The following is a 25,292-nucleotide window of genomic DNA, read 5'->3' as shown; positions in this document are numbered from 1 at the left end:
AGCATACTGACCTGAAAGGTTATGCCATGATGAAGCCATTGATGACCCTCGCGCTATTGACGCTGGCCAGCCCAGCGGTCGCGCAGCAAAACTTTGCCGCGCCCGAAGGCTGCGAAGCAAAGCTGACCGTGCAGCAAAAGGGCTGTGTCATGGTGAATATCTGGACATGCGAAGCCGATAATGCGGGCGACCAGTGGATTGCCCTGATCGGGCAGGCCGGTGTTTTCAGCGTGCAACGAGTGGACCGCGAATTCCAGTGGATGGAAACCTATTCGGTGCTTGGCAACGAAACATTGGTTGAACCGGTGCCGGACCCGTCGTCATTGACCGAATTATTCGCAAATCAGGTTGATACTTGGGATTTCACAATCACCAAAGAAACTGGCGATGAGCGCAATGTCGGCTTTGACTTGCTGACCGGCGAAAGCGTCGAGATTGATGGCGAAACCCTGCTGATGACTGAATTTCAGGGGCAAACGCTGGACGCAGATGGCAACATCCTTGATGCCAGCAATGGCCGTCAGTTTGTCAGCGAAACGCATCGTTTGTTCTTTTACGGGCAGTCATGGCAGGCTGAAACGCCGGACCAGATTATCGATATGTCGCCGCTTGAATTCATCTATCCAGGCGAGCCGGGGTTCTTTGCTGCGCAACCAAAGTTTGAATGCAATGAAATCGAAACGAGCTATCGTCCATGAGGTATCTGATTGCTTTTTTATTGCTTGCAGGGCCGCTGGTCGCGCAGGACAATCCGGCGAGGTTTAGCCTGCCTGCGGGCTGCACCGCCTATCTGACAACCCAAAACGCAAGCTGCGAAGTGGAGCACCTTTTCACCTGCGACGCTGATCCGGCGGGCCACCAACAACGCGTGACGCTTGATGAACAAGGCATGGTTTTCCTGGGCGTCATCGACGCCGAAGCCCAATGGATCGACAGCTTTCATGCGATTGACGGGTTTAACGAATGGCTGTTGCCCGATCCGGCCAACCCCGCATCAATTTCCGAACTGCTGGCCAATGGTGTCGACCATTATGATTTCCACACGCAGACCGACAAATACGGGGCGTTCAATTTTGTAGGCAGCGACCGGTTAACGGGGCGTGAAGTCACTATTGATGGCGTGACATTGCTCGAAACTGCGTTTGAAATTACGGCCATGGCATCCAACGGCACGGTCATCTGGACAAATGCCGGCAATGAATATGTCAGCCCCGAATGGCGCCGCTTCTTTGGCGGCATTGGCGCAATCACATCTGAATACGGCGAAGATCCCTATGACCACCGCCCTGTCGAATTCATCTTTCCCGGCGAGCCGGGTTTTCTAAGCACGCGGCCAAAGCACGGCTGCGGGGTTGCGATCTCATCCGCACCACTTTCTGAGGAGACTACCTATGACTACCTATGATCAAGCTTGGGTCGCGGCTGAGGAAGCTAAGCGCAAATGGATGACCGAAAACGGTCTTTATGCTGACGAAGATGAACATTCATCTTGCGGTGTTGGCCTTGTTGTCGCCATTGACGGCACCCCGTCGCGCGGCGTTGTCGAAAACGGTATTGATGCGCTCAAGGCGATTTGGCACCGCGGTGCGGTTGATGCCGATGGCAAGACAGGTGACGGCGCGGGTATCCACGTGCAAATCCCCGGTCAGTTCTTTCAAGACCAGATCCGCCGCACAGGTCATGAACCCAAAGAAGGCGAAAAAATCGCTGTGGGTCAGGTGTTCTTGCCGCGCACCGACTTTGGTGCCCAAGAACGCTGCCGGACGATCGTTGAATCCGAGGTGCTGCGCCTTGGCCACTATATCTATGGCTGGCGCCATGTGCCGGTAAACACAGAATGTCTGGGCGAAAAGGCAAACGCCACCCGCCCCGAGATCGAACAGATCCTGATCCGCTGCGAAAAAGACATTGATGACGAACAATTCGAGCGCGAGCTGTACATCATCCGCCGCCGTATCGAAAAAGCGGCAGCCGCTGCGCAGATCAACGGGGTCTATATCTGTTCGCTGTCGTGCCGGTCGATCATCTATAAAGGCATGATGCTGGCCGAACAGGTCGCGGAATTCTATCCCGACTTGATGGACGAACGGTTTGAATCGGCCTTTGCAATCTATCACCAGCGCTATTCAACCAACACATTCCCGCAGTGGTCACTGGCACAGCCGTTCCGCATGCTGGCCCATAACGGCGAGATCAACACGCTCAAGGGCAACATCAACTGGATGAAATCCCACGAGATCCGCATGGCGTCGGGTGCATTCGGCGACAAGGCCGAAGATATCAAACCGATCATTCCGTCAGGGTCATCCGACTCTGCGGCGCTTGATTCCGTGTTCGAAGTCTTGGTGCGCGCGGGCCGTAATGCGCCGATGGCCAAGACGATGCTGGTCCCCGAAGCATGGGCACAGCAAGCGTCAGAAATGCCGCAGGCATGGCAAGACATGTACGCCTATTGCAATGCCGTGATGGAGCCATGGGACGGCCCCGCCGCGCTGGCAATGACCGACGGGCGCTGGGTCTGTGGCGGGCTTGACCGCAACGGGCTGCGCCCATTGCGCTATGTTGTGACAGGTGACGGCCTGCTGATCGCCGGATCCGAGGTTGGCATGGTTCCGATCAACGAAGCAACCGTTGTCGAAAAAGGCGCGCTTGGCCCTGGCCAGATGATTGCGGTCGATATGAAAACCGGCAAGCTGTTCCGCGACACAGAAATCAAGGACGCGCTTTCGATTGCCCAGCCGTTTGGCGAATGGATTGAAAAAGTTGTCGATCTGTCCGACCTGATGGGTGATGTGCCTGAATCGACGTTGTTTGCGGGTGATGAATTGCGCCAACGGCAGGTTGCGGCCGGCTACTCAATCGAAGACCTTGAACAGGTACTCGCGCCGATGGCCGAAGACGGCAAGGAAATGATCGCGTCGATGGGCGATGATACACCGTCGGCGGTGCTTTCAAGTGTCTATCGCAATTTGTCGCATTTTTTCCGTCAGAACTTTAGCCAAGTGACCAACCCGCCGATCGACAGCCTGCGCGAAACCCGCGTGATGTCGCTCAAGACGCGGTTTGGCAATTTGAAAAACGTGCTGGATGAAAACTCGTCGCAGGCTGAAATTCTTGTGCTTGAAAGCCCGTTTGTGTCCAACGGCGAATTTGACGAAATGGTCAGCCACTTTGGTGGCAACGTGGCCTTTATTGATTGTACATTTGCGCCCGGTCGCGCCGCGCTTTCCGAAGGGCTACAGCGTATCCGCGAAGAGGCAGAGGATGCCGTGCGCTCTGGTGCGGGCCATCTTGTGCTGACTGATCAGCATCAAAATGTCGACCGCGTGCCAATGCCGATGATCCTTGCGACATCTGCGGTGCATTCGGGGTTAACCGGCAAGGGGCTGCGCACCTTCTGTTCGATCAATGTCCGCTCTGCCGAATGTATTGACCCGCATTATTTCGCGGTGCTGATCGGCTGTGGCGCAACAACGGTGAACGCCTATCTTGCGCAGGATTCAATTTCGAACCGTGTTGAACGCGGCCTGATCGAAGGCACCCTGGCCGAGGCCGTTGGCCGTTACCGCAACGCGGTTGACGCAGGGCTTCTCAAAATCATGGCCAAGATGGGGATTTCGGTGCTGTCATCGTATCGCGGTGGCCTGAACTTCGAGGCCGTGGGCCTGTCACGGGCGATGGTTGCCGAATTCTTCCCGGGTATGCAAAGCCGCATTTCGGGGATCGGGACCAATGGTATCCAGAACAAGCTGGAAGAAGTCCACGCGCGCGGTTGGAAAAACCCGTCGGATATTTTGCCAATAGGCGGCTTTTACAAGGCGCGCCGGTCAGGCGAAAAACACGCGTGGGAAGCCCAAACAATGCATCTGCTGCAAGCGGCCTGTAACAATGCGTCCTATGCTTTGTGGCAGCAATATAGCAAAGCCATGCAGGCAAATCCGCCGATCCATCTGCGTGACCTGCTGGCGATCAAACCAATGGCCAAACCGGTGCCGATCGAAGAGGTCGAAAGCATCACTGCGATCCGCAAACGGTTTGTCACACCCGGCATGTCGCTTGGCGCGCTATCGCCAGAGGCACACCGGACATTGTCCATTGCGATGAACCGTATTGGCGCAAAATCGGATTCCGGTGAAGGCGGCGAAAGCCCGGATGATTTCACGCCAGAACCAAACGGCGATAACGCATCCGCCAAGATCAAACAGGTGGCATCGGGGCGCTTTGGCGTGACCGCCGAATATCTGCTGGCCTGCGAAGAGCTGGAAATCAAGGTCGCCCAAGGTGCCAAACCCGGCGAAGGCGGGCAATTGCCCGGCATGAAGGTCACCGACCTGATCGCGAAGCTGCGCCATTCGACCAAAGGCGTGACCCTGATTTCACCGCCACCGCACCATGATATCTATTCGATCGAAGACCTTGCGCAGCTGATCTATGATCTCAAACAGATCAACCCGATCTGTAAGGTCACGGTGAAACTGGTTGCGGCGTCTGGCGTTGGCACTATTGCCGCCGGTGTGGCCAAGGCCAAGGCCGATATCATCCTGATTTCAGGGCATAACGGCGGCACTGGCGCGTCTCCGGGTACGTCGATCAAATACGCGGGTCTGCCGTGGGAAATGGGCCTGACCGAAGCGCACCAAGTGCTGGCAATGAACAACCTGCGCGAGCGGGTCACATTGCGCACCGATGGCGGTCTGCGTACCGGTCGCGATATCGTCATGGCTGCGATGCTGGGTGCCGAAGAATACGGCATCGGGACTGCGGCGTTGATCGCGATGGGCTGTATCATGGTGCGTCAGTGCCAGTCGAACACCTGTCCGGTCGGGGTCTGTACCCAAGACGACAAACTGCGTGGCAAGTTCACCGGAAACGCGGATAAGGTTGTGAACCTGATCACCTTCTACGCCACCGAAGTGCGCGAAATCCTTGCCAGCATCGGCGCGCGATCCTTGGATGATGTGATTGGCCGTGCGGATCTGCTGACCCAAGTCAGCCGCGGGTCGGCGCATCTGGATGATCTGGACCTGAACCCGATGCTGATCACGGTCGATGGCGCTGAAAAGATCACCTATGACCGCAACAAGCCGCGCAATGCCGTGGATGACACGCTGGATGCACAAATCGTGCAGGACGCTGCGCGCTTCCTTGGCGAAGGTGAAAAGATGCAGCTGGACTACGCGGTGCAAAACACATTGCGGACCATCGGCACACGCACGTCGAGCCATATCGTCAAGAATTTCGGCATGCGTAACGATCTGCAACCCGACCACCTGACAGTGAAATTGCGCGGCTCTGCCGGGCAATCGCTGGGCGCTTTCGCTGCGCCGGGGCTCAAGCTCGAGGTGTCGGGCGATGCCAACGACTATGTTGGCAAGGGCCTGTCGGGCGGCACGATTGTTGTGCGTCCGCCTATGGTCAGCCCCTTGGTCGCTGCCGACAACACGATCATCGGCAACACCGTGCTTTATGGTGCGACAAACGGGTATTTGTTTGCTGCGGGGCGCGCAGGCGAACGGTTTGCGGTGCGTAACTCTGGTGCGACCGTCGTGATCGAAGGCTGCGGCACAAACGGTTGCGAATACATGACCGGCGGTGTTGCCGTGATCCTTGGGTCTATCGGTGCCAACTTTGGTGCGGGTATGACAGGCGGTATGGCCTATCTTTACGACCCGAAAGGCGAAGCAGCGCATCTGATCAACATGGAAACGCTGGTGACAAACCCTGTCACTGTGGATCACTGGGTTGACCAGCTCAAATCGCTGATCGAACGGCATGGTGCGGAAACAGGCAGCCGCAAGGCCGCCGACATCTTGCAGCATTGGGAACAGGAAAAAGACAACTTTATCCAAATCTGCCCCAAAGAAATGCTCGTGCATCTCAAGCACCCGCTGAGCATCGAGAGCGCGGCGATCCCTGCCGAATAAAAACAACGCCCCTGCGCAGAATTTTGCGCGGGGGCGACCCATCGCTTGACCATGCAACCAAGCTCGTGGCTTATGGACCCGATGGCAGAGCGCAAGAACACACCCAAAAAGAAAGCTGCACCCAAAAGCCGCAGCACCCGCAAGAAACAGCCTAGCCTTGTTGAACGGGGCTGGTTCTGGCTGCGCCGTGTTATCTGGGGCGCGTGCTTTGCGGTGCTTGGATTTGTGCTATTGGCAACGTTGGTTTATGCGGTCGTGCCGCCGCCCACGACACCCTATATGCTATCAGAGCGCGCGCGCATCGGATCAATCAAATACGATTGGACACCGATCGAACAAATTGCGCCGGTGATGGCGCGTTCTGCTGTTGCTGCCGAAGATGCAAATTTCTGCCTGCATTGGGGGCTTGATGTGAATGCCATTCGTGATGCGATGGATCGCGGGCGCGGCGGCGCATCAACGATTTCACAGCAGGTGATCAAGAACACATATCTGTGGCACGGGCGCAGCTGGCTGCGCAAAGCCATCGAAGCGCTTTGGACACCGCTGTCAGAAGCCGTCTGGAGCAAGCGGCGTATTCTTGAGCTATATCTGAATATCGCCGAATTCGACGAGGGCGTTTTTGGCGTGCAGGCTGCGGCAGGGCATTACTTCGGGGTGGATGCCGCGGATCTGACACCGACACAGGCGGCCCGTTTGGCCGCAATTCTGCCTGCGCCGAAATCCCGATCGGCATCAAACCCCAGCCCGTTTGTGCGCGATCGAACACGCGCGATCATCAGCGGCGCGCAAACAATCGCGGCGGATGGCCGCGCGGAGTGTTTCGAAAATTGATCCTGCCATTGATCCGGACGGTCGGTTGCGGCATTGAGAGTAAAACCGATTTGTGAGCCCGTCATGAACACCCTGTATCATTACCCGTTGTCCCCGTTTTCGCGCAAAGTGCGGCTTTGCCTTGCCGAAAAGAAGATCGAGGTCGCGCTGGTCGAGGAACGTTACTGGGAACAGGACGCCGATTTCTTGCGCCGCAACCCTGCGGGCAAAATTCCGGTGCTTAAGATGGATGGCCGGACAATGGCCGATAGCACGGCAATCTGCGAATACCTTGAAGAAACGCAGCCAACCCCTGCGCTATTGCCACGCGACGCAGGCGCACGTTACGAGGCGCGCCGGATTGTGGGCTGGTTTGACGACAAATTCTATCACGAGGTCACCAGCAAGCTGATCGGCGAACGGGTCTACCGCAAGGTCATGGGCACCGGCTATCCCGATAGCGCCAATGTCAAAGCGGGCGCGCGGGCGATCAAATACCATCTCGACTATCTGACCTATCTGCTCGAGGATCGGCGCTGGCTGGCGGGCAATGAAATGTCGCTTGCCGATTTTGCAGCAGCGGCGCATCTGTCGTGCCTTGATTACACCAGTGACGTCGATTGGAATCGCTCTGACGCGGTGAAAGACTGGTACGCCAAGATCAAATCCCGTCCGGCGTTCCGGTCACTGCTTGCCGATGAGGTTCCGGGCTTTCAACCCGCTGCACATTACGCCGATCTGGATTTCTAGCGCGGGTGAAACAGCGCCTGATCACCTATGCCCAAGAGGCCGGATTTGCCAAGGTTGGCATTTGCCGCCCCGATGCGGTGCCTCAAATTGCGGAACGGCTGGCGGCCTTTGTTGACGCAGGCATGCATGGGCAGATGGGCTGGATGGCCGAACGGATGCATTGGCGCGGCAACCCCGCCGCGCTTTGGCCCGAAGCGAAATCCGTGATCATGCTGGCCGAACCCTATACGCCCGAACACGACCCGCTTGCGGTTCTGGAACAGCCAGACCGCGCTGCGATCAGCGTTTATGCACAGGGTCGCGATTACCACGATATCGTGAAAAAGCGGCTCAAGAATGTAGGGCGCTGGCTGATCGCACAGGTGCCAGACGCGCAAATCAAGGTCTTTGTCGATACCGCTCCCGTGATGGAAAAACCGCTGGCACAGGCTGCGGGTCTGGGGTGGCAGGGCAAGCATACCAATGTTTTGGGCCGCGATCTTGGGTCATGGTTTTTCTTGGGTGCGATTTTCACGACCGCGGAGCTTGAACCCGACAGCGCCGAAGTCAGCCATTGCGGCAGCTGCACGGCCTGCCTTGATATCTGTCCGACGGCGGCGTTTCCGGCGCCTTATCAGCTCGACCCGCGGCGCTGCATTTCTTATCTGACGATCGAACACAAAGGGCCGGTTGACGCGGAATTGCGCGGACTGATGGGAAACCGGATTTATGGCTGCGATGATTGTTTGGCGGTATGCCCGTGGAACAAATTCGCACGCGAAGGGCGTGATGCGCGTTATGCCGCGCGCGAGGACCTGATCGCGCCGCCCTTGGCCGCGCTTGCCGCATTGGATGATACGGCGTTTCGCGCGCAGTTTTCGGGATCACCGATCAAACGGATCGGGCGCGACCGCTTTGTGCGCAATGTGGCCTATGCTATTGGCAATTCGGGCGATGCCAGCCTTGCGGCCGCCGTCGCCCCTTTGGTCGATGATCCGGACCTTGCGGTCGCGGATGCGGCGCGTTGGGCGCTGGACCGGCTAGGCGGCGTTGCGGCGCACGGATGCGAATGAGACCAAGCGCCGTTTCTTTTCGTCCCAAAGATCAAGGCTCGCGCATTTCACGCTTTGCAGCATGGTCAGGCGGCTGACCTGCACCAGTTCTTTGTGATCGTTCAGCACTTCGGTCAATCGGTAGAACGGGATGCGGCTATACAGGTGATGCACATGGTGGATGCCGATATTGGCGGTAAACCAGCGCAGGATGGGCGGCAGGTCATAGTGAGAACTGCCGTGCAGCGCGGCCTCGTGCAGCAGCCAGTCTTCTTCATTTTCCCATGTGGTGGTTTCAAACTGGTGCTGAACGTAGAATAGCCAAACACCAACCGAAGCCGCAATCAGCGTTGTTGGCAAAAACACCAAGAACAGCGCCTGAAACCCGCCGAAATAGACAATAACGCTGAGCGCGATGGCGATGGCGGCATTGGTGCCCATTGCGCTGATCCAGTATTTCTTGCCCTGATCCATCAGCCCAAGCGGCAGGCGGTTTTGCAGGAAAAACAAATAGGTCGGGCCAACGCCAAACATCACGATCGGGTGCCGGTAGGCGCGGTACAAGAACCGGCCAAAGGGCGTGCGCTGGTGGTATTCTTCGACCGTTAGGGTCATCACATCGCCAATGCCACGGTGATCAAGATCGCCTGCGTGGCTATGGTGGATCGAATGGGTGCGCCGCCACACGTCATAGGGGGTCAATGTGACCACGCCTAAAACGCGGCCGACCCAATCGCTGACCGTGCGGTTGCCATAGAATGATCCGTGGCCGCAATCGTGCTGGATGCAAAACAGGCGCAGCAGGAAACACCCGTTCAGCGCCGAGATCAGGAATGCGCCAATATAGCTGTATTGCGCGACCCAGCATGCCAGCACCCAAAGCCCGACAAAGGGAAAGAGGCTGACCGCGAGTTCAAACGTGCTGCGCATGCTGTTGGGTTCGCGGTAAGCGGCCAGAATGCGCACCCAATCGCGGGCGTTTTCGGGTTTTGGTGCGCTTGTCGCGGCAAGGATATCTTTGGGCATAGGGTGCTTCTTATTGTGACTATGTATCGGATAGCTTAACGCCGAGCGATAGCAAGCAATAAAGGCTTCATTGTGTTGGTGCACAGCCCTAAGGTGCCTAAAAGGATACAAACATGCAGCCGTTGCGCGGAATTCTACTTAAGGTCATGTCGGTCACGATGTTCATGGGCATGTCCAGCCTGATCAAGGCCGCATCGACAGATGTGCCGCCGGGAGAGGCTGTGTTTTTCCGGTCATTCTTTGCGATTCCGGTTATTTTGGGCTGGCTTGCGATCCGAGGAGAGCTGAAAAGCGGCTGGAAAACCGCCAACCCGATGGGGCATTTTTGGCGCGGGCTGGTCGGCACAACGGCGATGGGGCTGGGGTTTACCGGTCTTGGCCTGCTGCCGTTGCCCGAAGTAACCGCAATCGGCTATGCCGCGCCGCTTTTGGTGGTGGTATTTGCAGCGATGTTTTTGAACGAACAGGTGGGGATTTTCCGACTGTCGGCAGTGGCTTTGGGGATGATCGGCGTCTTGATCGTGCTTTCGCCTCGGCTTTCTGTGGGGGCTTCGCTTGGCACGTCCGAAACATTGGGCGCGGTGGTTGTGCTGATGGGGGCCGTGATGGCAGCACTGGCGCAAGTATTTGTGCGCAAACTGGTCGCCACCGAAGGCACGGCAGCAATTGTGTTCTGGTTCAGCATCACATCCGCGCTGCTTGCGCTGCTTACACTTCCTTGGGGTTGGGCCCTACCTTCAACGGCTGCGGCAACCATGCTGGTTATGGCGGGATTGCTGGGCGGTTTGGGGCAGATTTTCCTGACATCCAGCTATCGCTACGCCGATGCGTCGCTTGTCGCGCCGTTTGATTACAGTTCAATGATTCTGGCGTTGGGCATCGGCTATTTCATCTTTGATGAAGTCCCGACCGGAACCATGATTCTTGGCGCCGCAGTGGTTATTCTTGCGGGCGTTCTGATTATCTGGCGCGAACACCGGCTTGGCCTGCAACGTGCGCAGCAGCGCAAGGCCACAGGCAATATCGGCAGCTAGCCCAACGAAAACTTGCGCATGAAGTTTGCCATCTTGCGTGCCAACCCCGGCGCTGTTTGCGGCACATCAAGCGCCGCCTCGGCGTATAAGGCCCAAAGATCAGGCGCAATTTCAGGATTGATACTTTCAGGTAGCACAAGCGGCGTGCCGCCCTTGGGCTCCAGAAATCGTAACGGCACCTGAAACGGAAGCGAGCCGCGCGGACGCGCGATAACCTTTTGATGCAGCCTCGAAATCTGGCGAATTGGCGCATCGCAGTCTTCGACCTTCAGCCGGTGCTTGCGGTAAGATCCGGTGTCCCAGTTGATCAGGCAGGTTGCGAATATCTGGTCATCATTGGGATGGGCCGGCAGCGGCGCCGGCGATTCCAGATGCTGCGCCGGATTGCTGCGGTAGAACGCGTGAACTGCCACCGCGAAATCACATTCGGGCTGGTTCAGCATCCACGTAACAAGCGGGTTATGGCTTGCAAACCGCGCCCGCCTAATGGTGTCGAGCCATAGGTCTTGGGGGGCGGATTTCAGGATTTTGCGGAGCGCGCGTTCGAAAGACGTCGCGCCCGATGACGGGCCCACATGGGGCTTGGATGGTACGAGGTTCATGGGAGTACTACACTGGTTAAGAGGCGGGTCGTTACACTGGTTAAGGGTCTATTCTGCCACAAAAAGCGGGCCGAATTTTGGCGGAGACATGGCAAATGCCTAAAATGTGATCAATTTTAGAAAACTTTGATCGACCGCCGCGGCGTGATTTTTGTCAAAGCTGTGCTATACTACCAGCCCATAAAGGAGGGACTGATAATGAAGCATCTTCTTGATAAGCGCGATCGGCCGACCCAAATTACGACAAACCGGCTGTTCGCGGTGGCGCAAAGCAAAAGGCCAAGCTTGCAAAGCTTGACCCTTCAGCGCCGTACACGGGCGCGTATCGGTGACGGTCTGGCGCACGCTTACCGCACGCCAAAACCTGTGCAACCCTAGCTGCGCACCAGTTTTTCGTAATCTTGTGCAATTTCGCGGGTCAGATCGCCGACCTCGAACGTATAGTCGCCGATCTGGCCGACGGGTGTGACTTCGGCGGCGGTGCCGGTCAGCCAGCATTGTTCAAAATCGGCCAATTCTTCGGGCATGATCCGGCGAACGTGGACCTTGATGCCTTTTGCCTCGAGCATGGCAATCACCGTCTGGCGCGTGATCCCGTTCAGGATTGCATCAGGATCGGGGGTGTGGACTTCGCCGTCCTTGACGAAAAAGATATTCGCGCCGGTCGCTTCGGCCACATAACCACGGTAATCCATGAAAAGCGCGTCTGAACAGCCTTTGGCTTCGGCGGCATGTTTGGACATGGTGCAGATCATATACAGACCAGCCGCCTTGGCCGCTGTCGGGATGGTTTCGGGTGACGGGCGTTTCCATTTCGCGATGTCAAGCTTGGCGCCCTTCATCTTGGCGTCGCCGTAATAGGCGCCCCATTCCCACGCAGCAACAGCCATGCGCACAGGGTTGCGATTGGAGGCAACCCCCATATCCTGTCCGGCTCCGCGCCATGCAACAACGCGCACATAGGCGTCAGTCCAGCCGTTGGCCGCAAGCACATCGTATTTTGCTTTTTCGATTTCTGCGACGGTATAGGGAATTTCCATATCCAGAAGCTTGCCGGATTTGAGCAGGCGTTCGGAATGTTCGACCGATTTGAAAATCTTGCCCTCGTAGCAACGTTCCCCTTCGAACACGGAAGAGGCATAGTGCATGGCGTGGCTCAGGATGTGGACATTGGCATCGCGCCAGTCAACCAATTGACCATCCATCCAAATTTTTCCGTCACGGTCATCATATGCATCTGCCATCGTTGCCTCCTTGGAGATTTGCATTTATTACGGCAATAGGTCCGGATTGGACATAAAATTGCGCATTTTCGGGAATTCGCTAACAGTTGATTCTTGGAATGTCAATAAAGCTGACGTATTGTGGCCTGAACACGAGGGGGTAAGCACATGAGCGACGGACCACAGGCACAGACCGGGCAAAGCCTTTTGTTCCTGACCGACGAGCAATTGCGCAAAGGCATCGAGGCGATGTTTTTCGCCTACCGTGGCTTTACCGCTGATCCCGACCGGATTTTGGCTGAGAAATCCTATGGCCGCGCGCATCACCGTGCGATCCATTTTATCCACCGCAGCCCAGGCACGACCGTCAATAATCTCTTGTCGATTCTGGGTGTTACAAAACAATCGCTGAATCGTGTGTTGCGTACATTGATCGAAGACGGTTTGGTGGCCAGCACGGTTGGCAAGAAAGACAAGCGCGAACGGCATTTGCATTTGACGGCGGACGGTGCGGTGCTGGAACGTGCCTTGTCCGATGCGCAGCGTGACCGTATGCGCGCCGCTTACCGCAAGGTCGGGCCTGATGCGGTCGCCGGATTCCGGCAGGTGCTGGAGGCAATGATGGATGATCAAACCCGCCACCATTTTGAGGCGATGAAGGAACGGACCGAATGAAGGCTGACGACGCGCACCTGCTGATTGTTGACGACGACGAGCGCATTCGCAGCCTGTTGCGCAAATTTCTGGTGCGTAGCGGGTTTTTGGTGACAACCGCGCGCGATGCCGCCCATGCGCGGCGGATTCTGTCGGGTCTCGAGTTTGATCTGATTGTGCTTGATGTGATGATGCCCGGCGAAGACGGGGTGACGCTGTGCCGCGATCTGCGCCACAAGCTGACGACGCCCATCATGTTGCTAACCGCCAAGGCTGAAACGGATGACCGGATTTCGGGGCTTGAAGCCGGAGCAGATGATTATCTGGCCAAACCGTTCGAGCCCAAAGAACTGTTGCTGCGCATCAACGCGATTTTGCGCCGCGTCCCCGAGCCCGAACCCGCTGTGGTTTTGCCCAAGGTGATGCATATGGGCCCCGTGCGCTATGATATTGAACGCGCGGAAATGTGGCGGGGCGCCGATCTTGTGCGGCTGACCGCCACCGAAAGCCAGCTGATGCGCATTTTTTCAGCCAGCCCTGGCGCGCCGATTACCCGCGCGCAATTGGTCGAGGAGTTGAGCCGGTCGGGCGGGCAGACCCAAGAACGCGCGGTCGACGTGCAAATCACCCGCCTACGCCGCAAGATCGAGGTCGATCCGAAACAGCCGCGCTATCTGCAAACGGTGCGCGGCGCGGGATATATGCTTGCGCCCGAGTGAGTAGCCGGGAGGTTGCGCCGCCTCCGGCGGGAGTATTTGAGGGAAAAAAGAAGTAGGGGCGAAAATGGCCACCGCATTGATAACCCATGATGCCTGTTATGATCATGTAACTCCCCCTGGCCATCCTGAACAGGTGGCGCGGCTGGACGCCGTTTTGGGCGCGCTAGCGGATTTGGACTTGAATCGCGTCAAAGCCCCGTTGGTCGCAGAAGATGACCTGCTGCGCGCCCATCCAAAGGCGCATGTTGATGCGATCAGGCGCGCGGCGCCCGAAAGCGGATGGCGGTCGCTGGACGCCGATACCCATATGTCTGTCGGCACATTGCAGGCAGCCTTCCGCGCGGCCGGTGCCGGTGTGCGCGCGGTTGATATGGTGATGGCGGGGGATGCCGCCAATGCTTTTGCTGCGACACGCCCGCCGGGCCACCATGCCGAACGTGAAACAGCCATGGGGTTCTGTTTCTTTGGCAATATCGCGATTGCTGCGAAATATGCGCTGGACCATCACGGGTTGGACCGTGTGGCGATTGTTGATTTTGATGTGCATCACGGCAATGGCACCCAAGATCTGGTCGAAGATGACCCGCGTATTCTGTTTTGTTCGACCCACCAGTCGCCGCTGTATCCGGGCACGGGGGCGGCGCATGAAACGGGCGTTGGTAACGTGTTGAACGTGCCCTTGCCTGATGGCACCGGATCAGATGTATTCCGCGCGGCGATGGAAAAGCAGGTGTTTCCACGGGTCGCGGCGTTTTCTCCGCAACTTCTGCTGATTTCCGCCGGATTTGATGCACATGAAGATGATCCATTGGCGGGGATGAAGCTGCGTAGTGCGGACTTTGCATGGGTGACGGCCCGTCTGTGCGATATTGCAGATGAACATTGCGGCGGGCGCGTTGTGTCTATGCTGGAAGGTGGCTATGACCTAAGGGCATTGGGTGACGCCGCGCGTGCCCACGTTGCTGTATTAGAGGAAAGAGGCCGATGAGCACGCCAGTCGAAGAAATGAGCTTTGAAGACGCGATGAAAGAGCTGGAGGCCGTTGTCGGCCAGCTTGAGCGCGGCGAAGTCGCGCTGGACCAGTCCATTGCGCTTTATGATCGCGGTGCACAGCTAAAGGCGCGTTGCGAGGCGCAGTTGAAAGAGGCCGAAGAAAAGGTCGCCAAGATCACATTTGGCGAAAACGGTGCCCCAAAAGGGACCGCGCCGCTGGATGACTGAGACGTTTCAGAACGCGCTGAACGAGGCCGCGGCACAGGCCCAAGCATATATTGCGCAGGCACTGGCAGGCCAGACCGGCAGCATCGCACAGGGCATGATTTATGCGACCCAAGGCGGCAAGGCGATGCGCGCGTTTCTGGTGCTGGAATCGGCGCGACTGCATGGGCTGACCACCGCATTGCCCGCTGCCGCTGCGATTGAATGCATGCACGCCTATTCGCTGGTCCATGATGATTTACCCTGCATGGATGACGACGATCTGCGTCGCGGTCAGCCGACTGTGCATGTGAAATGGGATGAGGCCACCGCCGTACTAGTGGGTGACGCCTTACAGGCGATGGCGTTTGATTGTGTCTTGCATGTTGATGCCACCGCTGAAGCGCGGATCTGTCTTGCACAGACACTTGCACAGGCATCCGGCCTGCGCGGCATGGTCGGCGGACAGGCGGCTGATATTGCCGCCGAAACAGCCGCGACCCCGCTGACGCTTGATGAAATCACCGCTTTGCAAGCCGGAAAAACGGGCGCGTTGATCAACTGGGCGGCGATGGCGGGCGCACGGATTGCACAGGCAGAGACATCGGCGCTGAAGGCTTACGGCGATGCGCTGGGCCTTGCGTTCCAGATTGCCGATGACATTCTTGACGTGACGGGTGACGCTGCCACTATGGGCAAGGCTGTCGGCAAAGACGCCGCTGCGGGCAAAGCCACGTTTGTATCGCTGCTGGGTCTTGATGGGGCGAAACGCCGCGCACATTATCTGGTACAAGAGGCCTGCGATGCGTTATCACCTTACGGCGACGACGCCGAGACGTTAAAAGAAGCCGCGCGTTTCGTGATTGCGCGGACGCACTAGAGGTAGCGACGATGACCAGCCAGCCACTTACCCCTGTCTTGGACCGTGTGAAGACGCCTGCCGATATGAAGCACCTGTCGGACGCCGAATTGCGCCAACTGGCAGATGATCTGCGGGCCGAAACCATTGCCGCTGTGTCAGTGACGGGCGGGCATCTGGGCGCGGGGCTGGGCGTCGTGGAAATGACTGTGGCACTGCATGCGGTGTTCGATGCCCCCAAAGACAAGATTATCTGGGACGTATCCCACCAATGCTATCCGCATAAAATCCTGACTGGACGGCGCGACCGTATCCGCACATTGCGCACCGAAGGCGGGCTATCGGGGTTCACCAAACGATCCGAAAGCCCCTATGATCCGTTCGGTGCGGCCCATTCCAGCACGTCGATTTCGGCAGCACTTGGTTTTGCTGTCGCGCGTGATCTGGGTGGCGAAGGTGGCGATGCGATTGCCGTAATCGGTGACGGCGCGATGTCTGCTGGCATGGCCTACGAGGCGCTTAATAACGCGGGCCATCTGGGCAAGCGGTTGATTGTGATCCTGAACGACAATGAAATGTCGATTGCACCGCCGACGGGTGCGATGTCGTCTTATCTGTCGCGACTTTACGCGGGCGAGCCGTTCCAAGAATTTAAGGCCGCCGCCAAGGGCGCAGTGTCGCTGCTTCCTGAACCGCTGCGCGAAGGGGCCAAGCGCGCCAAGGATATGCTGAAACATATGACCGTTGGCGGGACACTGTTCGAAGAGCTTGGTTTTTCCTACCTTGGCCCGATTGATGGCCACGACATGGAACAGCTTTTGTCCGTGCTGCGCACCGTCAAAGACCGCGCTGACGGCCCGATTCTGATCCATGCGATCACCAAAAAAGGCAAGGGATACGCGCCCGCAGAAGGTGCCGATGACAAAGGCCATGCGCGCGCCAAGTTTGATGTCATCACGGGCGAACAGAAAAAATCGCCCAGCAATGCGCCATCATATACATCTGTTTTTGCTGATACGCTGATGAAACTCGCGGCGGACGACCCCAAGATTTGCGCGATTACCGCCGCGATGCCCGATGGCACGGGGCTTGACCGGTTTATGAAACGCTATGCCAGCCGTTGCTTTGACGTGGGTATTGCCGAACAACACGCAGTGACATTTAGCGCAGGGCTTGCCGCTGGCGGGATGCGTCCGTTTTGCGCGCTTTATTCAACATTCCTGCAACGTGGTTACGATCAGGTTGTGCATGATGTGGCGATCCAACGCCTGCCCGTGCGCTTTGCGATTGATCGCGCGGGGCTTGTTGGCGCGGATGGCGCGACCCATGCAGGCGCGTTTGATGTGGCGTTTCTGGCGAACCTGCCGGGCATGGTCGTGATGGCCGCCGCGGACGAGGCTGAATTGGTGCGTATGGTTGCCACCGCCGCTGCCTATGATGACGGCCCCATCGCGTTCCGTTTCCCACGCGGTGAAGGTGTCGGCGTCGAGATGCCACAAAATCCGGAACTGTTGGAGATCGGCAAAGGTCGGATGATCGCAAACGGGTCGCGCGTTGCGATCCTGTCATTTGGCACCCGTCTGCAAGAGGTCACCGCCGCCTGCGAGGCCCTGTCAGCCAAAGGGATCACACCCACCGTTGCCGATGCGCGTTTTGCCAAACCGCTGGACAAGGACATGATCCTGAAACTTGCTGCCGATCACGAGGCGCTGATCTGCATCGAAGAAGGCAGTGTCGGCGGTTTCGGGTCACATGTGGCACAGCTTTTGTCGGACGAAGGTGTGTTTGACCACGGTCTGAAATTCCGGTCCATGGTGCTGCCTGATACCTTCATCGATCAGGCCAGTCCGCGTGCGATGTATGACATGGCCGGACTGAACGCTGCGGATATCGAAGCGAAGGTGCTGGATGTTCTGGGCGTGGCGACATTGGAAAAGCGGGCCTAGCGCCAGCTATTTTCCCAACTGCTCCAGCCGCTTTTCAATTGCGACCAGCTTTGCCATGACCTCGTCGCGGTGGGCGTCCGTTGCGGCGTGGTCTTCTGCGGCATGGGCGTCTTGCATGGAATTGACAATTAGGCCGACCAAAAGGTTCACAACGGCAAATGTTGTCACCATGATGAAAGGCACAAAGAACGCCCAAGCAAAGGGGTAGACCTCCATGATAGGGCGCACGATCCCCATCGACCAGCTTTCAAGCGTCATGATCTGGAACAGCGTATAGGCCGATTGGCCAAGGTCACCAAACCAGTGGGGAAAACTGTCGCCGAACAGTTTTGTGGCCATGACGGCGCCGATATAAAACACGATACCCATCAGCAAAAACACGGACCCCATGCCCGGCAACGCGGTGATGAACCCTTCGACCACGCGGCGCAGGGATGGCACCACCGAAATAACCCGCAGTACCCGCAAGATGCGCAGCGCGCGCAATACCGACATGCCGCCACCACCAGGGACCAGCGACACGCCAACAATCGCAAAATCAAAGATATTCCAGCCACCACGGAAAAACCGGTGCCCATGGGCAAACAATTTGGCTGATAGTTCAATCACAAAGATGCTCAGGCACAGGCGGTCAAGAAATGTAATGAACCCGCCAAAGCGCGTCATTACCTGACCAGAGGTTTCCAACCCGAGGATTACCGCGTTAAACACAATCACCCCGACGATCAGGTTGCGCGTCAAAGGCATGTTTAGCAAAGCTGCGGTTCTTTGGCGCAAAGTCATGGTCGGTCCTTTGGGTGCAAAATCAGGGCTGATATGCGGTCTTTGGTTGGGCGCGACAAGGGGCGTCACCGATCTTTGTGCGAAATCATGCCAATCCGGCGCGGTTTGTCCAAACCCGTGCCGACGCAACGTCATGATAGCCATGGCGCGCGGATCATCGCACCGTCCGCGCGGGAGGAATTGCAATGGCAGGTTTTATTCACATCTACCGTTGGGCGGTCTTTTTGCTGGCGGGGGGCTATGTCCTGCGGACGCTTGTCTTTGGCGGCTATGACGGATTTGGCGGACCTGCGCGCTATCTCACCGTTTGGGCGCTGTTTGCATCGTTTTTTGCGGCCAGCCGGATGATGGCCATTCAGGAAGGGCGCAGTGAAAGCCGTTGGGACGGGTTTGTGTGCATGACAGCGGTGATCAATGCGATGGTCGTGTTTTTGTTCTGGCGGCTCTATTTTGGTGATCCAACGTCGGTGACCAGCGACGGGCAATTGATGGCATGGCATCTGGAACTGTATCTGCATCTGTTCGGGCCGCTTTTGCAATTGATCGACACGATCTTTATCCACCGCAGCTATCGGCGGCTTGGCGCGGCATTCGCGTGGTTGGTTGGCGTGATTGGCACCTATGTTTTGTGGACCGAACTGGTGGTCAGCCCTACAAACGCAACGCCCGTTGGCACAGTGACAAGCGGGCTGCCCTACCGTTTCCTGAACGATCTTGAATTGCCACAACGGATGGTCTTTTACGGATCAAACATCGCGATTGCCGTGATTTTGCTGTTGTTGTTTGCCGCAATCGCTTGGGGTATCAGGCGGATTTTTCCTGCGCCAGAAGCGCCTTAAGCCCAGAACGGTAATCAGGGTAAAGCAGTTTCACCCCCAGTTCCGATTTGATCCTGTCGTTGCGCACTTTTTTACTTTCGGCGTAAAAACTGCGTGCCATAGGGGTCAGATCAGCGGTCGCAAAATCGACTGCAGGGGGCATTGGCAGGCCCAGCAGTTCCGCCGCATAGCCGATCACATCCTCGGGCGGGGCGGGGTCATCGTCGCAGACGTTATAGACAGCGCCGGGATTGGGCTGCGCCATTGAGGCGGCCAGAACTTGGGCGATGTCATCAACATGGGTGCGGCTAAAGACTTGGTTCTTTTTGATAATACGCCGCGCAGTGCCATTGCGGACTTTGGCAAAGGGGCCACGTCCGGGGCCATAGATCCCCGCAAGGCGGAAAATATGCAGTGGCAGGTCGGGGATTGCGGCCCATGCGGCCTCGGCTTTGACCCGCGCGATTCCGCGTTTGGTCGCGGGTGTCAGCGGGGTGGTTTCATCGACCCAACCGCCACCATGATCGCCATAAACGCCAGTGGTGGACAGGTAGCCAACCCATTTGAACCGATGTGCACGGGCGATGATTTCGGCCCGCAGCGCGGCAAGCACCGGATCACCTTCGGCATCGGGGGCGATTGATACCAAAAGATGCGTCGCCCGATCCAGGCTTTCTGTCATATCCGCATCTGGCCATTGCACAATTTGCGCACCATCCGCAGGTGCGGGCGCACCACGGGTCGTGCCAAGCATCTTATGCCCCTGTGGCAGCAACACCCGCCCGAGCGCCTGCGCGCTATAGCCGTACCCGAATGTCAGAACTGTATATCCCATGTGCCAGTCGTGCCGCAGTCGCCCGATAATCGCAAGCCCATGGCCATGTGCAGCTGCGCAATCTGCGCGCGGATTCGTCTGGTTTTTGCTGAAATTCATGACATAGCGCCTAATTTTTACCCAATACATTCGCTGGTGTTTGGCGGGCGGACCAGCAACAAGGAGCAATGAATTTTTGTTAAACTGTTGTAATAGAACGAAAATATTCGGAATTTGTATCGTGTGCGCACCCGGCCCAACGCAGATTTTTTGTTCAAGCCAAAAATTTACCATTTGATAAAAAATAAACCTGTGCCAAGCTGTCCCCAGAAGCCACGACAGGAAGCCAAAATGTCCAGCCCGATGACCCCCGGTATCGCCGCAGCGCGGCTACCCTCCGAGACCGTGAAAACGCATTTCGCCGATTTGCATGAACCTCTCGCGCCGCACGAAGCATCCGTTGCCGCAGACCGCTGCTATTTTTGCCATGATGCGCCCTGCATGACGGCCTGCCCGACGTCGATTGATATCCCCTTGTTTATCCGCCAGATCAGCACCGGCACCCCCGAGGCTGCGGCGAAAACGATCTTTGACCAGAATATTCTGGGCGGCATGTGCGCCCGCGTCTGCCCGACCGAAGAATTGTGTGAACAGGCCTGCGTGCGCGAAGCCGCCGAAGGCAAACCGGTTGAGATTGGCCGCCTCCAGCGCCATGCGACCGATATTTTGATGGCAAAGCAAAGCCACCCTTACAATCGCGCGGCCAGCACCGGCAAAACTGTTGCTGTGGTTGGTGCAGGGCCTGCGGGGCTTGCCTGCGCGCACCGTCTGGCGATGCAGGGCCATGATATTGTGATGTTTGATGCGCTGCCAAAATCCGGCGGCCTGAATGAATACGGGATCGCGGCCTATAAATCGACCGATGATTTCGCGGCCCGCGAAGTTGACTGGCTGCTGGGCATCGGCGGTATCACCGTTGAAAACGGCAAACGGTTGGGCGCAGAATTGTCGCTGGCCCAGCTACAGGCTGACTATGACGCGGTGTTCCTCGGGGTTGGTCTGGGCGGCGTGAATGCGCTGCGCACGGAAGGCGAAGACAAGAACGGTGTCATTGATGCCGTTGATTTCATCAAGGCGTTGCGCCAGTCCACCGATCTGACCAAGCTGCCCGTTGGTCGCGATGTCGTGGTTATCGGTGGCGGGATGACAGCCGTTGACGCCGCTGTGCAGTCAAAACTGCTGGGTGCGCTGAACGTGACCATCGCCTACCGCCGCGACCGCGACGCGATGAGCGCAAGCCCGTTCGAGCAAGACCTTGCCGCGTCGAAAGGCGTGCGGCTTTTGTTCAACGTGCAGCCCGTTGCCGTGCACGGTAATGGCGCGGTGCGCGAGATTGAATTGGAATACACAAGCGACGACGGCACCGGCCTAAAAGGCACAGGCGAAATGATCCGGCTGCCAGCGGATCAGGTGTTCAAGGCTATCGGTCAGACCCTGACGACTGATGCAGGTCTTGAACTGTCGGGTCGCAAAATCGCCGTGACAGGCGCGGGGCGCACAAGCGTTGCGGGTGTCTGGGCCGGGGGCGATTGTGCCTCGGGCGGCGATGATTTGACGGTGACCGCAGTTGCCGAAGGCCGCGATGCGGCGATGGATATTCATGCAACCTTGATGGGGAGCAACTAAGATGGCTGATCTCACAACAGAATTTTTGGGCATTAAATCACCAAACCCGTTCTGGCTGGCCTCTGCCCCGCCAACAGACAAAGAATACAACGTCCGCCGCGCCTTCGAGGCAGGTTGGGGTGGTGTCGTCTGGAAAACACTGGGGGCCGAAGGCCCACCCGTGGTCAACGTGAACGGCCCGCGCTATGGTGCGATTTACGGTGCCGACCGGCGTTTGCTGGGTCTGAACAATATCGAATTGATCACCGACCGCGATCTGCAAACCAACCTTGACGAAATCACGCGTGTTAAGGCCGATTATCCCGACCGCGCGATCATCGTGTCGATCATGGTGCCTTGTGAAGAAGAAGCATGGAAAGCCATCCTGCCGAAAGTCGCCGCAACCGGCGCTGACGGGATTGAATTGAACTTTGGCTGCCCGCACGGCATGGCTGAACGCGGCATGGGATCGGCTGTTGGTCAGGTGCCTGAATATATTCAGATGGTGACCGAATGGTGCAAGAAATATTATGACAAACCCGTCATCGTAAAACTGACGCCAAACATCACAGACGTGCGCAAACCGGCCCAAGCGGCCAAAGACGGCGGCGCGGATGCGGTAAGCCTGATCAACACGATCAATTCCATCACCAGCGTTGATCTTGATATCATGGCGCCACAGCCAACGATTGATGGCAAAGGCACGCATGGCGGCTATTGCGGCCCAGCCGTAAAACCGATTGCGATGAGCATGGTTTCCGAGATCGCCCGCGATCCTGGCACGCATGGTCTGCCAATTTCCGGCATCGGCGGTGTCACCACATGGCGCGATGCTGCAGAATTCATGGCGCTGGGCTGCGGCAACGTGCAGGTTTGTACGGCAGTGATGACCTATGGTTTCAAGATTGTCGAAGAGCTGATCAGCGGGTTGTCACAATGGATGGATGAAAAAGGCTACACCTCTACATCCGACTTTGTCGGTATGGCCGTCCCAAATGTGACCGACTGGCAGTATCTGAACCTGAACTACGTGGCCAAGGCCAAGATCAATCAGGATGATTGCATCAAATGCGGCCGATGCTACGCGGCCTGCGAAGACACCAGCCATCAGGCCATCGCCATGTCCGACGACCGCACATTCAGCGTGATCGACGAAGAATGCGTTGCCTGTAACCTTTGCGTTGACGTTTGCCCGATCGAAAATTGCATCACGATGGAAGCAATGACGCCGGGTGAAATTGACCCGCGCACAGGCAAGGTCGTCGAAAAGGATTATGGGAACTGGACTACCCACCCCAATAATCCTGCCAATTTTGCGGCGGAATAGACACTGATTTGGGCCTTGGCGGAAAAACTGCCAAGGCCTTTTTCGTTTACGGCTTTGGCGGCGTGAGCATCCGCCGAAATAGCGTATCAAGATAATTCATCGCATCGTCGAACGGATCATCGCCGCCCAAAACAGCCCGTACCTGCACATCGAAATCGGCATAGTGCTGCGTTGTAGACCAGATCGAAAAGATCAGGTGATAGGGGTCCACCGGCGCAATTTTTCCGGCCGCTTCCCATTTTTTGATGACCACGGCTTTTTCCGCGACAAGCGCGCGCAGATCTACGCTGAGGTGCTCTTCGATATGCGGCGCGCCTTGCAAGATTTCATTCGCAAACAGGCGGCTTTCGCGGGGGAAATCGCGACTCATGGTCAATTTGCGGCGTACATAGCCCAGAATTTCGCGAATGGGGTCACCTTCGGCGTCCATTTTCACAAGCGGATCAAGCCAGGTTTCCAGCAATTTTTCTAACAGCGCGGTATAGATCGCGTCTTTGGACGGAAAATAATATAGCAAATTCGGTTTTGACAGCCCTGCGGTTTCGGCAATCCGGTCAAGCGTGGAACCACGCAAGCCATATTGCGAAAAAATCTCAAGCCCGGCAGACATAATTGCTGCGCGATTGCGTTGTTGAATGCGGGTTTTTGGCTTGCTCATGGTTTGTAACTGCTCATTTTTTTGGCGGTGGCGATCACTATTTGGCGCAACTGATTTCTTTTACAGCATATGTACAATCATTGCGCAGAAAACTTGACTGAATGCTGGTCTCTGATAGCCTCACTTTGACCAGATGGTCAAATCAAGACCAACAATTGCGGAGTTACGTCATGACAGCCCCAGGCCAGAACTTAAAGATCAACGGTGCGCGTTTGTGGGATAGTCTGATGGAGATGGCGAAAATCGGCCCCGGTGTCGCAGGCGGCAATAACCGCCAGACCCTGACCGATGCGGATAGCGAAGGCCGCCATTTGTTCCAGAAATGGTGCATGGACGCGGGTTGCACAATGGGTTTGGATCAGATGGGTAATATGTTTGCCCGTCGCGAAGGTACCGACCCCGACGCGCTTCCCGTCTATGTCGGATCGCATCTGGATACCCAGCCGACCGGCGGCAAATATGATGGCATTTTGGGTGTTTTGGGCGGGCTTGAATTGCTGCGCACGATGAATGATCTCGATATTAAAACGAAACATCCCATCGTTGTGACCAATTGGACCAACGAAGAAGGTACGCGGTTTGCGCCTGCGATGCTGGCCTCTGGCGTGTTTGCGGGTATGCATACCCAAGACTGGGCCTATGACCGAAAAGATGCCGAAGGCAAGAAATTCGGTGATGAACTGGCCCGTATCGGCTGGAAAGGTGAAGAAACCACCGGTGACCGCAAGATGCATGCGTTCTTTGAATTGCATATCGAACAGGGCCCGATTCTTGAGGCCGAAAATAAACAAATCGGCGTTGTCACCCACGGCCAAGGGTTGTGGTGGTTGCAGGTGACGCTAACCGGCAAAGACGCGCATACAGGGTCTACCCCGATGAATATGCGGGTTAATGCGGGGCTTGGCATGGCGCGGATTACCGAATTGGTCCACACGATCGCGATGGAAAACCAGCCCGGCGCGGTTGGCGCGATCGGGCATTGTGACGTTTACCCCAATTCGCGCAACGTGATCCCGGGCAAGGTGGTGTTTACCATCGACTTCCGGTCACCCGATCAGGAGAAACTGGACGGAATGAAAGCCCGCCTAGAAGCGGAAGCAGTGCCAATTGCGCAGGAATTGGGTCTAAAAATGGAAATCGAAGCCGTCGGTCACTTTGATCCGGTCACGTTTGACCCCACTTGCGTAAAAGCCGTGCGCGATGCGGCTGAACGTCTGGGTTATTCGCATATGGATATCATTTCCGGCGCGGGCCATGATGCCTGCTGGATCAACCGGTTGACGCCAACGGCGATGGTGATGTGCCCTTGTGTTGATGGGCTGTCGCATAACGAAGCCGAAGATATCAGCCCCGAATGGGCTGCCGCTGGCGCTGATGTGCTGTTCCATGCGGTTGTTGAAACCGCGCAGATCGTCAGCTGATAATGCGAAATAGGCAAAGCAATACAGC

The 25,292-nt window shown here is 57.1% G+C and carries 23 protein-coding genes; 17 read left to right on the top strand and 6 right to left on the bottom strand.

Annotated elements, in window-relative coordinates; genetic code table 11:
- The first annotated feature begins 26 nt into the window (after positions 1 to 26).
- The 6 genes from BM320_RS12570 (at position 27) to queG (ending at position 8,539) form a co-directional block, all read left to right on the top strand.
- Positions 27 to 698 carry a hypothetical protein gene (locus BM320_RS12570; protein ID WP_090200843.1) on the top strand — a complete coding sequence of 224 codons (672 nt, stop codon included), beginning with the start codon at positions 27 to 29 and terminating at the stop codon, positions 696 to 698.
- Complete coding sequence (locus tag BM320_RS12565) at positions 695 to 1,405, top strand: hypothetical protein (protein WP_090200841.1); 711 nt, start codon at positions 695 to 697, stop codon at positions 1,403 to 1,405. Before BM320_RS12570 ends, BM320_RS12565 begins: the two co-directional genes overlap by 4 nt.
- Complete coding sequence (gene gltB, locus BM320_RS12560) at positions 1,392 to 5,924, top strand: glutamate synthase large subunit (protein WP_090200840.1); 4,533 nt, start codon at positions 1,392 to 1,394, stop codon at positions 5,922 to 5,924. Before BM320_RS12565 ends, gltB begins: the two co-directional genes overlap by 14 nt.
- Positions 5,925 to 6,005: 81 nt before the next feature.
- Positions 6,006 to 6,758 (top strand): monofunctional biosynthetic peptidoglycan transglycosylase, encoded by a 753-nt coding sequence (gene mtgA, locus BM320_RS12555; protein ID WP_090201545.1) that lies wholly within the window; start codon positions 6,006 to 6,008, stop codon positions 6,756 to 6,758.
- 63 nt (positions 6,759 to 6,821) lie between these two features.
- Positions 6,822 to 7,487 (top strand): FtsZ-binding protein FzlA, encoded by a 666-nt coding sequence (gene fzlA, locus BM320_RS12550; RefSeq protein WP_090200838.1) that lies wholly within the window; start codon positions 6,822 to 6,824, stop codon positions 7,485 to 7,487.
- Between the two features lie 5 nt (positions 7,488 to 7,492).
- Positions 7,493 to 8,539: a tRNA epoxyqueuosine(34) reductase QueG gene (queG, locus tag BM320_RS12545; RefSeq protein WP_090200836.1), complete on the top strand. Its 1,047-nt coding sequence runs from the start codon at positions 7,493 to 7,495 to the stop codon at positions 8,537 to 8,539.
- On the opposite strand, the gene BM320_RS12540 is transcribed toward queG, so the two are convergent.
- A complete protein-coding gene (locus BM320_RS12540; protein WP_090200835.1) occupies positions 8,507 to 9,544 on the bottom strand; it encodes a fatty acid desaturase in 1,038 nt (345 codons plus the stop codon). The genes queG and BM320_RS12540 overlap by 33 nt on opposite strands.
- A 113-nt stretch (positions 9,545 to 9,657) precedes the next feature.
- Between BM320_RS12540 and BM320_RS12535 the strand changes: the two genes are divergently transcribed.
- Positions 9,658 to 10,578 (top strand): DMT family transporter, encoded by a 921-nt coding sequence (locus BM320_RS12535; protein WP_090200833.1) that lies wholly within the window; start codon positions 9,658 to 9,660, stop codon positions 10,576 to 10,578.
- Here BM320_RS12535 and BM320_RS12530 read toward each other — a convergent pair.
- Both BM320_RS12530 and BM320_RS12520 read right to left on the bottom strand, forming a co-directional pair.
- A complete protein-coding gene (locus tag BM320_RS12530) occupies positions 10,575 to 11,180 on the bottom strand; it encodes a hypothetical protein (protein ID WP_131802417.1) in 606 nt (201 codons plus the stop codon). The two genes, BM320_RS12535 and BM320_RS12530, sit on opposite strands and share 4 nt — an antisense overlap.
- A 374-nt stretch (positions 11,181 to 11,554) precedes the next feature.
- Positions 11,555 to 12,424 carry a branched-chain amino acid aminotransferase gene (locus BM320_RS12520; RefSeq protein WP_090201544.1) on the bottom strand — a complete coding sequence of 290 codons (870 nt, stop codon included), beginning with the start codon at positions 12,422 to 12,424 and terminating at the stop codon, positions 11,555 to 11,557.
- Between the two features lie 147 nt (positions 12,425 to 12,571).
- Between BM320_RS12520 and BM320_RS12515 the strand changes: the two genes are divergently transcribed.
- From BM320_RS12515 to dxs, 6 genes are all read left to right on the top strand, one after another.
- A complete protein-coding gene (locus BM320_RS12515; protein WP_090200827.1) occupies positions 12,572 to 13,078 on the top strand; it encodes a MarR family winged helix-turn-helix transcriptional regulator in 507 nt (168 codons plus the stop codon).
- On the top strand, positions 13,075 to 13,776 hold the full coding sequence (locus tag BM320_RS12510) for a response regulator (RefSeq protein WP_090200826.1): 702 nt from the start codon (positions 13,075 to 13,077) through the stop codon (positions 13,774 to 13,776). Before BM320_RS12515 ends, BM320_RS12510 begins: the two co-directional genes overlap by 4 nt.
- A 64-nt stretch (positions 13,777 to 13,840) precedes the next feature.
- A complete protein-coding gene (locus tag BM320_RS12505) occupies positions 13,841 to 14,764 on the top strand; it encodes a histone deacetylase family protein (RefSeq protein ID WP_090200824.1) in 924 nt (307 codons plus the stop codon).
- On the top strand, positions 14,761 to 14,997 hold the full coding sequence (locus tag BM320_RS12500; RefSeq protein WP_090200822.1) for an exodeoxyribonuclease VII small subunit: 237 nt from the start codon (positions 14,761 to 14,763) through the stop codon (positions 14,995 to 14,997). Before BM320_RS12505 ends, BM320_RS12500 begins: the two co-directional genes overlap by 4 nt.
- Entirely contained in the window at positions 14,990 to 15,853 is an 864-nt protein-coding gene (locus tag BM320_RS12495; RefSeq protein ID WP_090200820.1) for a polyprenyl synthetase family protein, read from the top strand. The genes BM320_RS12500 and BM320_RS12495 overlap by 8 nt, the downstream gene beginning before the upstream one ends.
- 11 nt (positions 15,854 to 15,864) lie before the next feature.
- On the top strand, positions 15,865 to 17,778 hold the full coding sequence (gene dxs, locus BM320_RS12490) for a 1-deoxy-D-xylulose-5-phosphate synthase (RefSeq protein WP_090200819.1): 1,914 nt from the start codon (positions 15,865 to 15,867) through the stop codon (positions 17,776 to 17,778).
- Between the two features lie 6 nt (positions 17,779 to 17,784).
- Here dxs and BM320_RS12485 read toward each other — a convergent pair whose 3' ends face one another.
- The gene (locus BM320_RS12485; RefSeq protein WP_090201543.1) at positions 17,785 to 18,561 is read right to left on the bottom strand and encodes an ion transporter; all 777 of its coding nucleotides are present in this window, start codon (positions 18,559 to 18,561) and stop codon (positions 17,785 to 17,787) included.
- Between the two features lie 185 nt (positions 18,562 to 18,746).
- On the opposite strand from BM320_RS12485, the gene BM320_RS12480 reads away from it, so the two are divergent.
- The gene (locus BM320_RS12480; RefSeq protein WP_090200817.1) at positions 18,747 to 19,400 is read left to right on the top strand and encodes an androgen-induced gene 1 family protein; all 654 of its coding nucleotides are present in this window, start codon (positions 18,747 to 18,749) and stop codon (positions 19,398 to 19,400) included.
- On the opposite strand, the gene BM320_RS12475 is transcribed toward BM320_RS12480, so the two are convergent.
- Positions 19,366 to 20,214: an SDR family oxidoreductase gene (locus BM320_RS12475; RefSeq protein ID WP_090201542.1), complete on the bottom strand. Its 849-nt coding sequence runs from the start codon at positions 20,212 to 20,214 to the stop codon at positions 19,366 to 19,368. The genes BM320_RS12480 and BM320_RS12475 overlap by 35 nt on opposite strands.
- A gap of 330 nt (positions 20,215 to 20,544) precedes the next feature.
- On the opposite strand from BM320_RS12475, the gene BM320_RS12470 reads away from it, so the two are divergent.
- Together BM320_RS12470 and preA are read left to right on the top strand one after the other, a co-directional pair.
- Positions 20,545 to 21,879, top strand: coding sequence for an NAD(P)-dependent oxidoreductase (locus tag BM320_RS12470; RefSeq protein WP_090201541.1), 1,335 nt, complete (start codon positions 20,545 to 20,547; stop codon positions 21,877 to 21,879).
- 1 nt (position 21,880) lies between these two features.
- Complete coding sequence (preA, locus tag BM320_RS12465) at positions 21,881 to 23,185, top strand: NAD-dependent dihydropyrimidine dehydrogenase subunit PreA (RefSeq protein WP_090200815.1); 1,305 nt, start codon at positions 21,881 to 21,883, stop codon at positions 23,183 to 23,185.
- 46 nt (positions 23,186 to 23,231) lie between these two features.
- Here the strand turns inward: preA and BM320_RS12460 are convergent, their stop codons facing one another.
- Positions 23,232 to 23,843 carry a TetR family transcriptional regulator C-terminal domain-containing protein gene (locus BM320_RS12460; RefSeq protein ID WP_090200813.1) on the bottom strand — a complete coding sequence of 204 codons (612 nt, stop codon included), beginning with the start codon at positions 23,841 to 23,843 and terminating at the stop codon, positions 23,232 to 23,234.
- A gap of 170 nt (positions 23,844 to 24,013) precedes the next feature.
- Here BM320_RS12460 and BM320_RS12455 point away from each other — a divergent pair, with 170 nt between their 5' ends.
- Positions 24,014 to 25,264, top strand: a complete 1,251-nt coding sequence (locus tag BM320_RS12455; RefSeq protein ID WP_090200811.1) for a Zn-dependent hydrolase — start codon at positions 24,014 to 24,016, stop codon at positions 25,262 to 25,264.
- The last annotated feature ends 28 nt before the right edge of the window (positions 25,265 to 25,292 follow it).

Origin of the sequence: Yoonia tamlensis (assembly GCF_900115105.1) — a bacterium.
Taxonomy (GTDB): Bacteria; Pseudomonadota; Alphaproteobacteria; order Rhodobacterales; family Rhodobacteraceae; genus Yoonia; species Yoonia tamlensis.
Note: the sequence above shows the minus strand (reverse complement) of the source record. Positions and strands in the feature narration are given on the sequence as shown.

What these genes read in the sequence shown, in the direction of transcription:
- BM320_RS12475 (WP_090201542.1), bottom strand. Translation starts at nt 20,214, where the DNA reads ATGGGATATACAGTTCTGACATTCGGGTACGGCTATAGCGCGCAGGCG.
- BM320_RS12495 (WP_090200820.1), top strand. Translation starts at nt 14,990, where the DNA reads ATGACTGAGACGTTTCAGAACGCGCTGAACGAGGCCGCGGCACAGGCC.
- BM320_RS12470 (WP_090201541.1), top strand. Translation starts at nt 20,545, where the DNA reads ATGTCCAGCCCGATGACCCCCGGTATCGCCGCAGCGCGGCTACCCTCC.
- BM320_RS12535 (WP_090200833.1), top strand. Translation starts at nt 9,658, where the DNA reads ATGCAGCCGTTGCGCGGAATTCTACTTAAGGTCATGTCGGTCACGATG.
- BM320_RS12570 (WP_090200843.1), top strand. Translation starts at nt 27, where the DNA reads ATGATGAAGCCATTGATGACCCTCGCGCTATTGACGCTGGCCAGCCCA.
- BM320_RS12565 (WP_090200841.1), top strand. Translation starts at nt 695, where the DNA reads ATGAGGTATCTGATTGCTTTTTTATTGCTTGCAGGGCCGCTGGTCGCG.
- BM320_RS12485 (WP_090201543.1), bottom strand. Translation starts at nt 18,561, where the DNA reads ATGACTTTGCGCCAAAGAACCGCAGCTTTGCTAAACATGCCTTTGACG.
- BM320_RS12480 (WP_090200817.1), top strand. Translation starts at nt 18,747, where the DNA reads ATGGCAGGTTTTATTCACATCTACCGTTGGGCGGTCTTTTTGCTGGCG.
- BM320_RS12515 (WP_090200827.1), top strand. Translation starts at nt 12,572, where the DNA reads ATGAGCGACGGACCACAGGCACAGACCGGGCAAAGCCTTTTGTTCCTG.
- dxs (WP_090200819.1), top strand. Translation starts at nt 15,865, where the DNA reads ATGACCAGCCAGCCACTTACCCCTGTCTTGGACCGTGTGAAGACGCCT.
- BM320_RS12460 (WP_090200813.1), bottom strand. Translation starts at nt 23,843, where the DNA reads ATGAGCAAGCCAAAAACCCGCATTCAACAACGCAATCGCGCAGCAATT.
- mtgA (WP_090201545.1), top strand. Translation starts at nt 6,006, where the DNA reads ATGGCAGAGCGCAAGAACACACCCAAAAAGAAAGCTGCACCCAAAAGC.
- fzlA (WP_090200838.1), top strand. Translation starts at nt 6,822, where the DNA reads ATGAACACCCTGTATCATTACCCGTTGTCCCCGTTTTCGCGCAAAGTG.
- gltB (WP_090200840.1), top strand. Translation starts at nt 1,392, where the DNA reads ATGACTACCTATGATCAAGCTTGGGTCGCGGCTGAGGAAGCTAAGCGC.
- BM320_RS12520 (WP_090201544.1), bottom strand. Translation starts at nt 12,424, where the DNA reads ATGGCAGATGCATATGATGACCGTGACGGAAAAATTTGGATGGATGGT.
- BM320_RS12540 (WP_090200835.1), bottom strand. Translation starts at nt 9,544, where the DNA reads ATGCCCAAAGATATCCTTGCCGCGACAAGCGCACCAAAACCCGAAAAC.
- BM320_RS12505 (WP_090200824.1), top strand. Translation starts at nt 13,841, where the DNA reads ATGGCCACCGCATTGATAACCCATGATGCCTGTTATGATCATGTAACT.
- BM320_RS12510 (WP_090200826.1), top strand. Translation starts at nt 13,075, where the DNA reads ATGAAGGCTGACGACGCGCACCTGCTGATTGTTGACGACGACGAGCGC.
- BM320_RS12455 (WP_090200811.1), top strand. Translation starts at nt 24,014, where the DNA reads ATGACAGCCCCAGGCCAGAACTTAAAGATCAACGGTGCGCGTTTGTGG.
- BM320_RS12530 (WP_131802417.1), bottom strand. Translation starts at nt 11,180, where the DNA reads ATGAACCTCGTACCATCCAAGCCCCATGTGGGCCCGTCATCGGGCGCG.
- preA (WP_090200815.1), top strand. Translation starts at nt 21,881, where the DNA reads ATGGCTGATCTCACAACAGAATTTTTGGGCATTAAATCACCAAACCCG.
- BM320_RS12500 (WP_090200822.1), top strand. Translation starts at nt 14,761, where the DNA reads ATGAGCACGCCAGTCGAAGAAATGAGCTTTGAAGACGCGATGAAAGAG.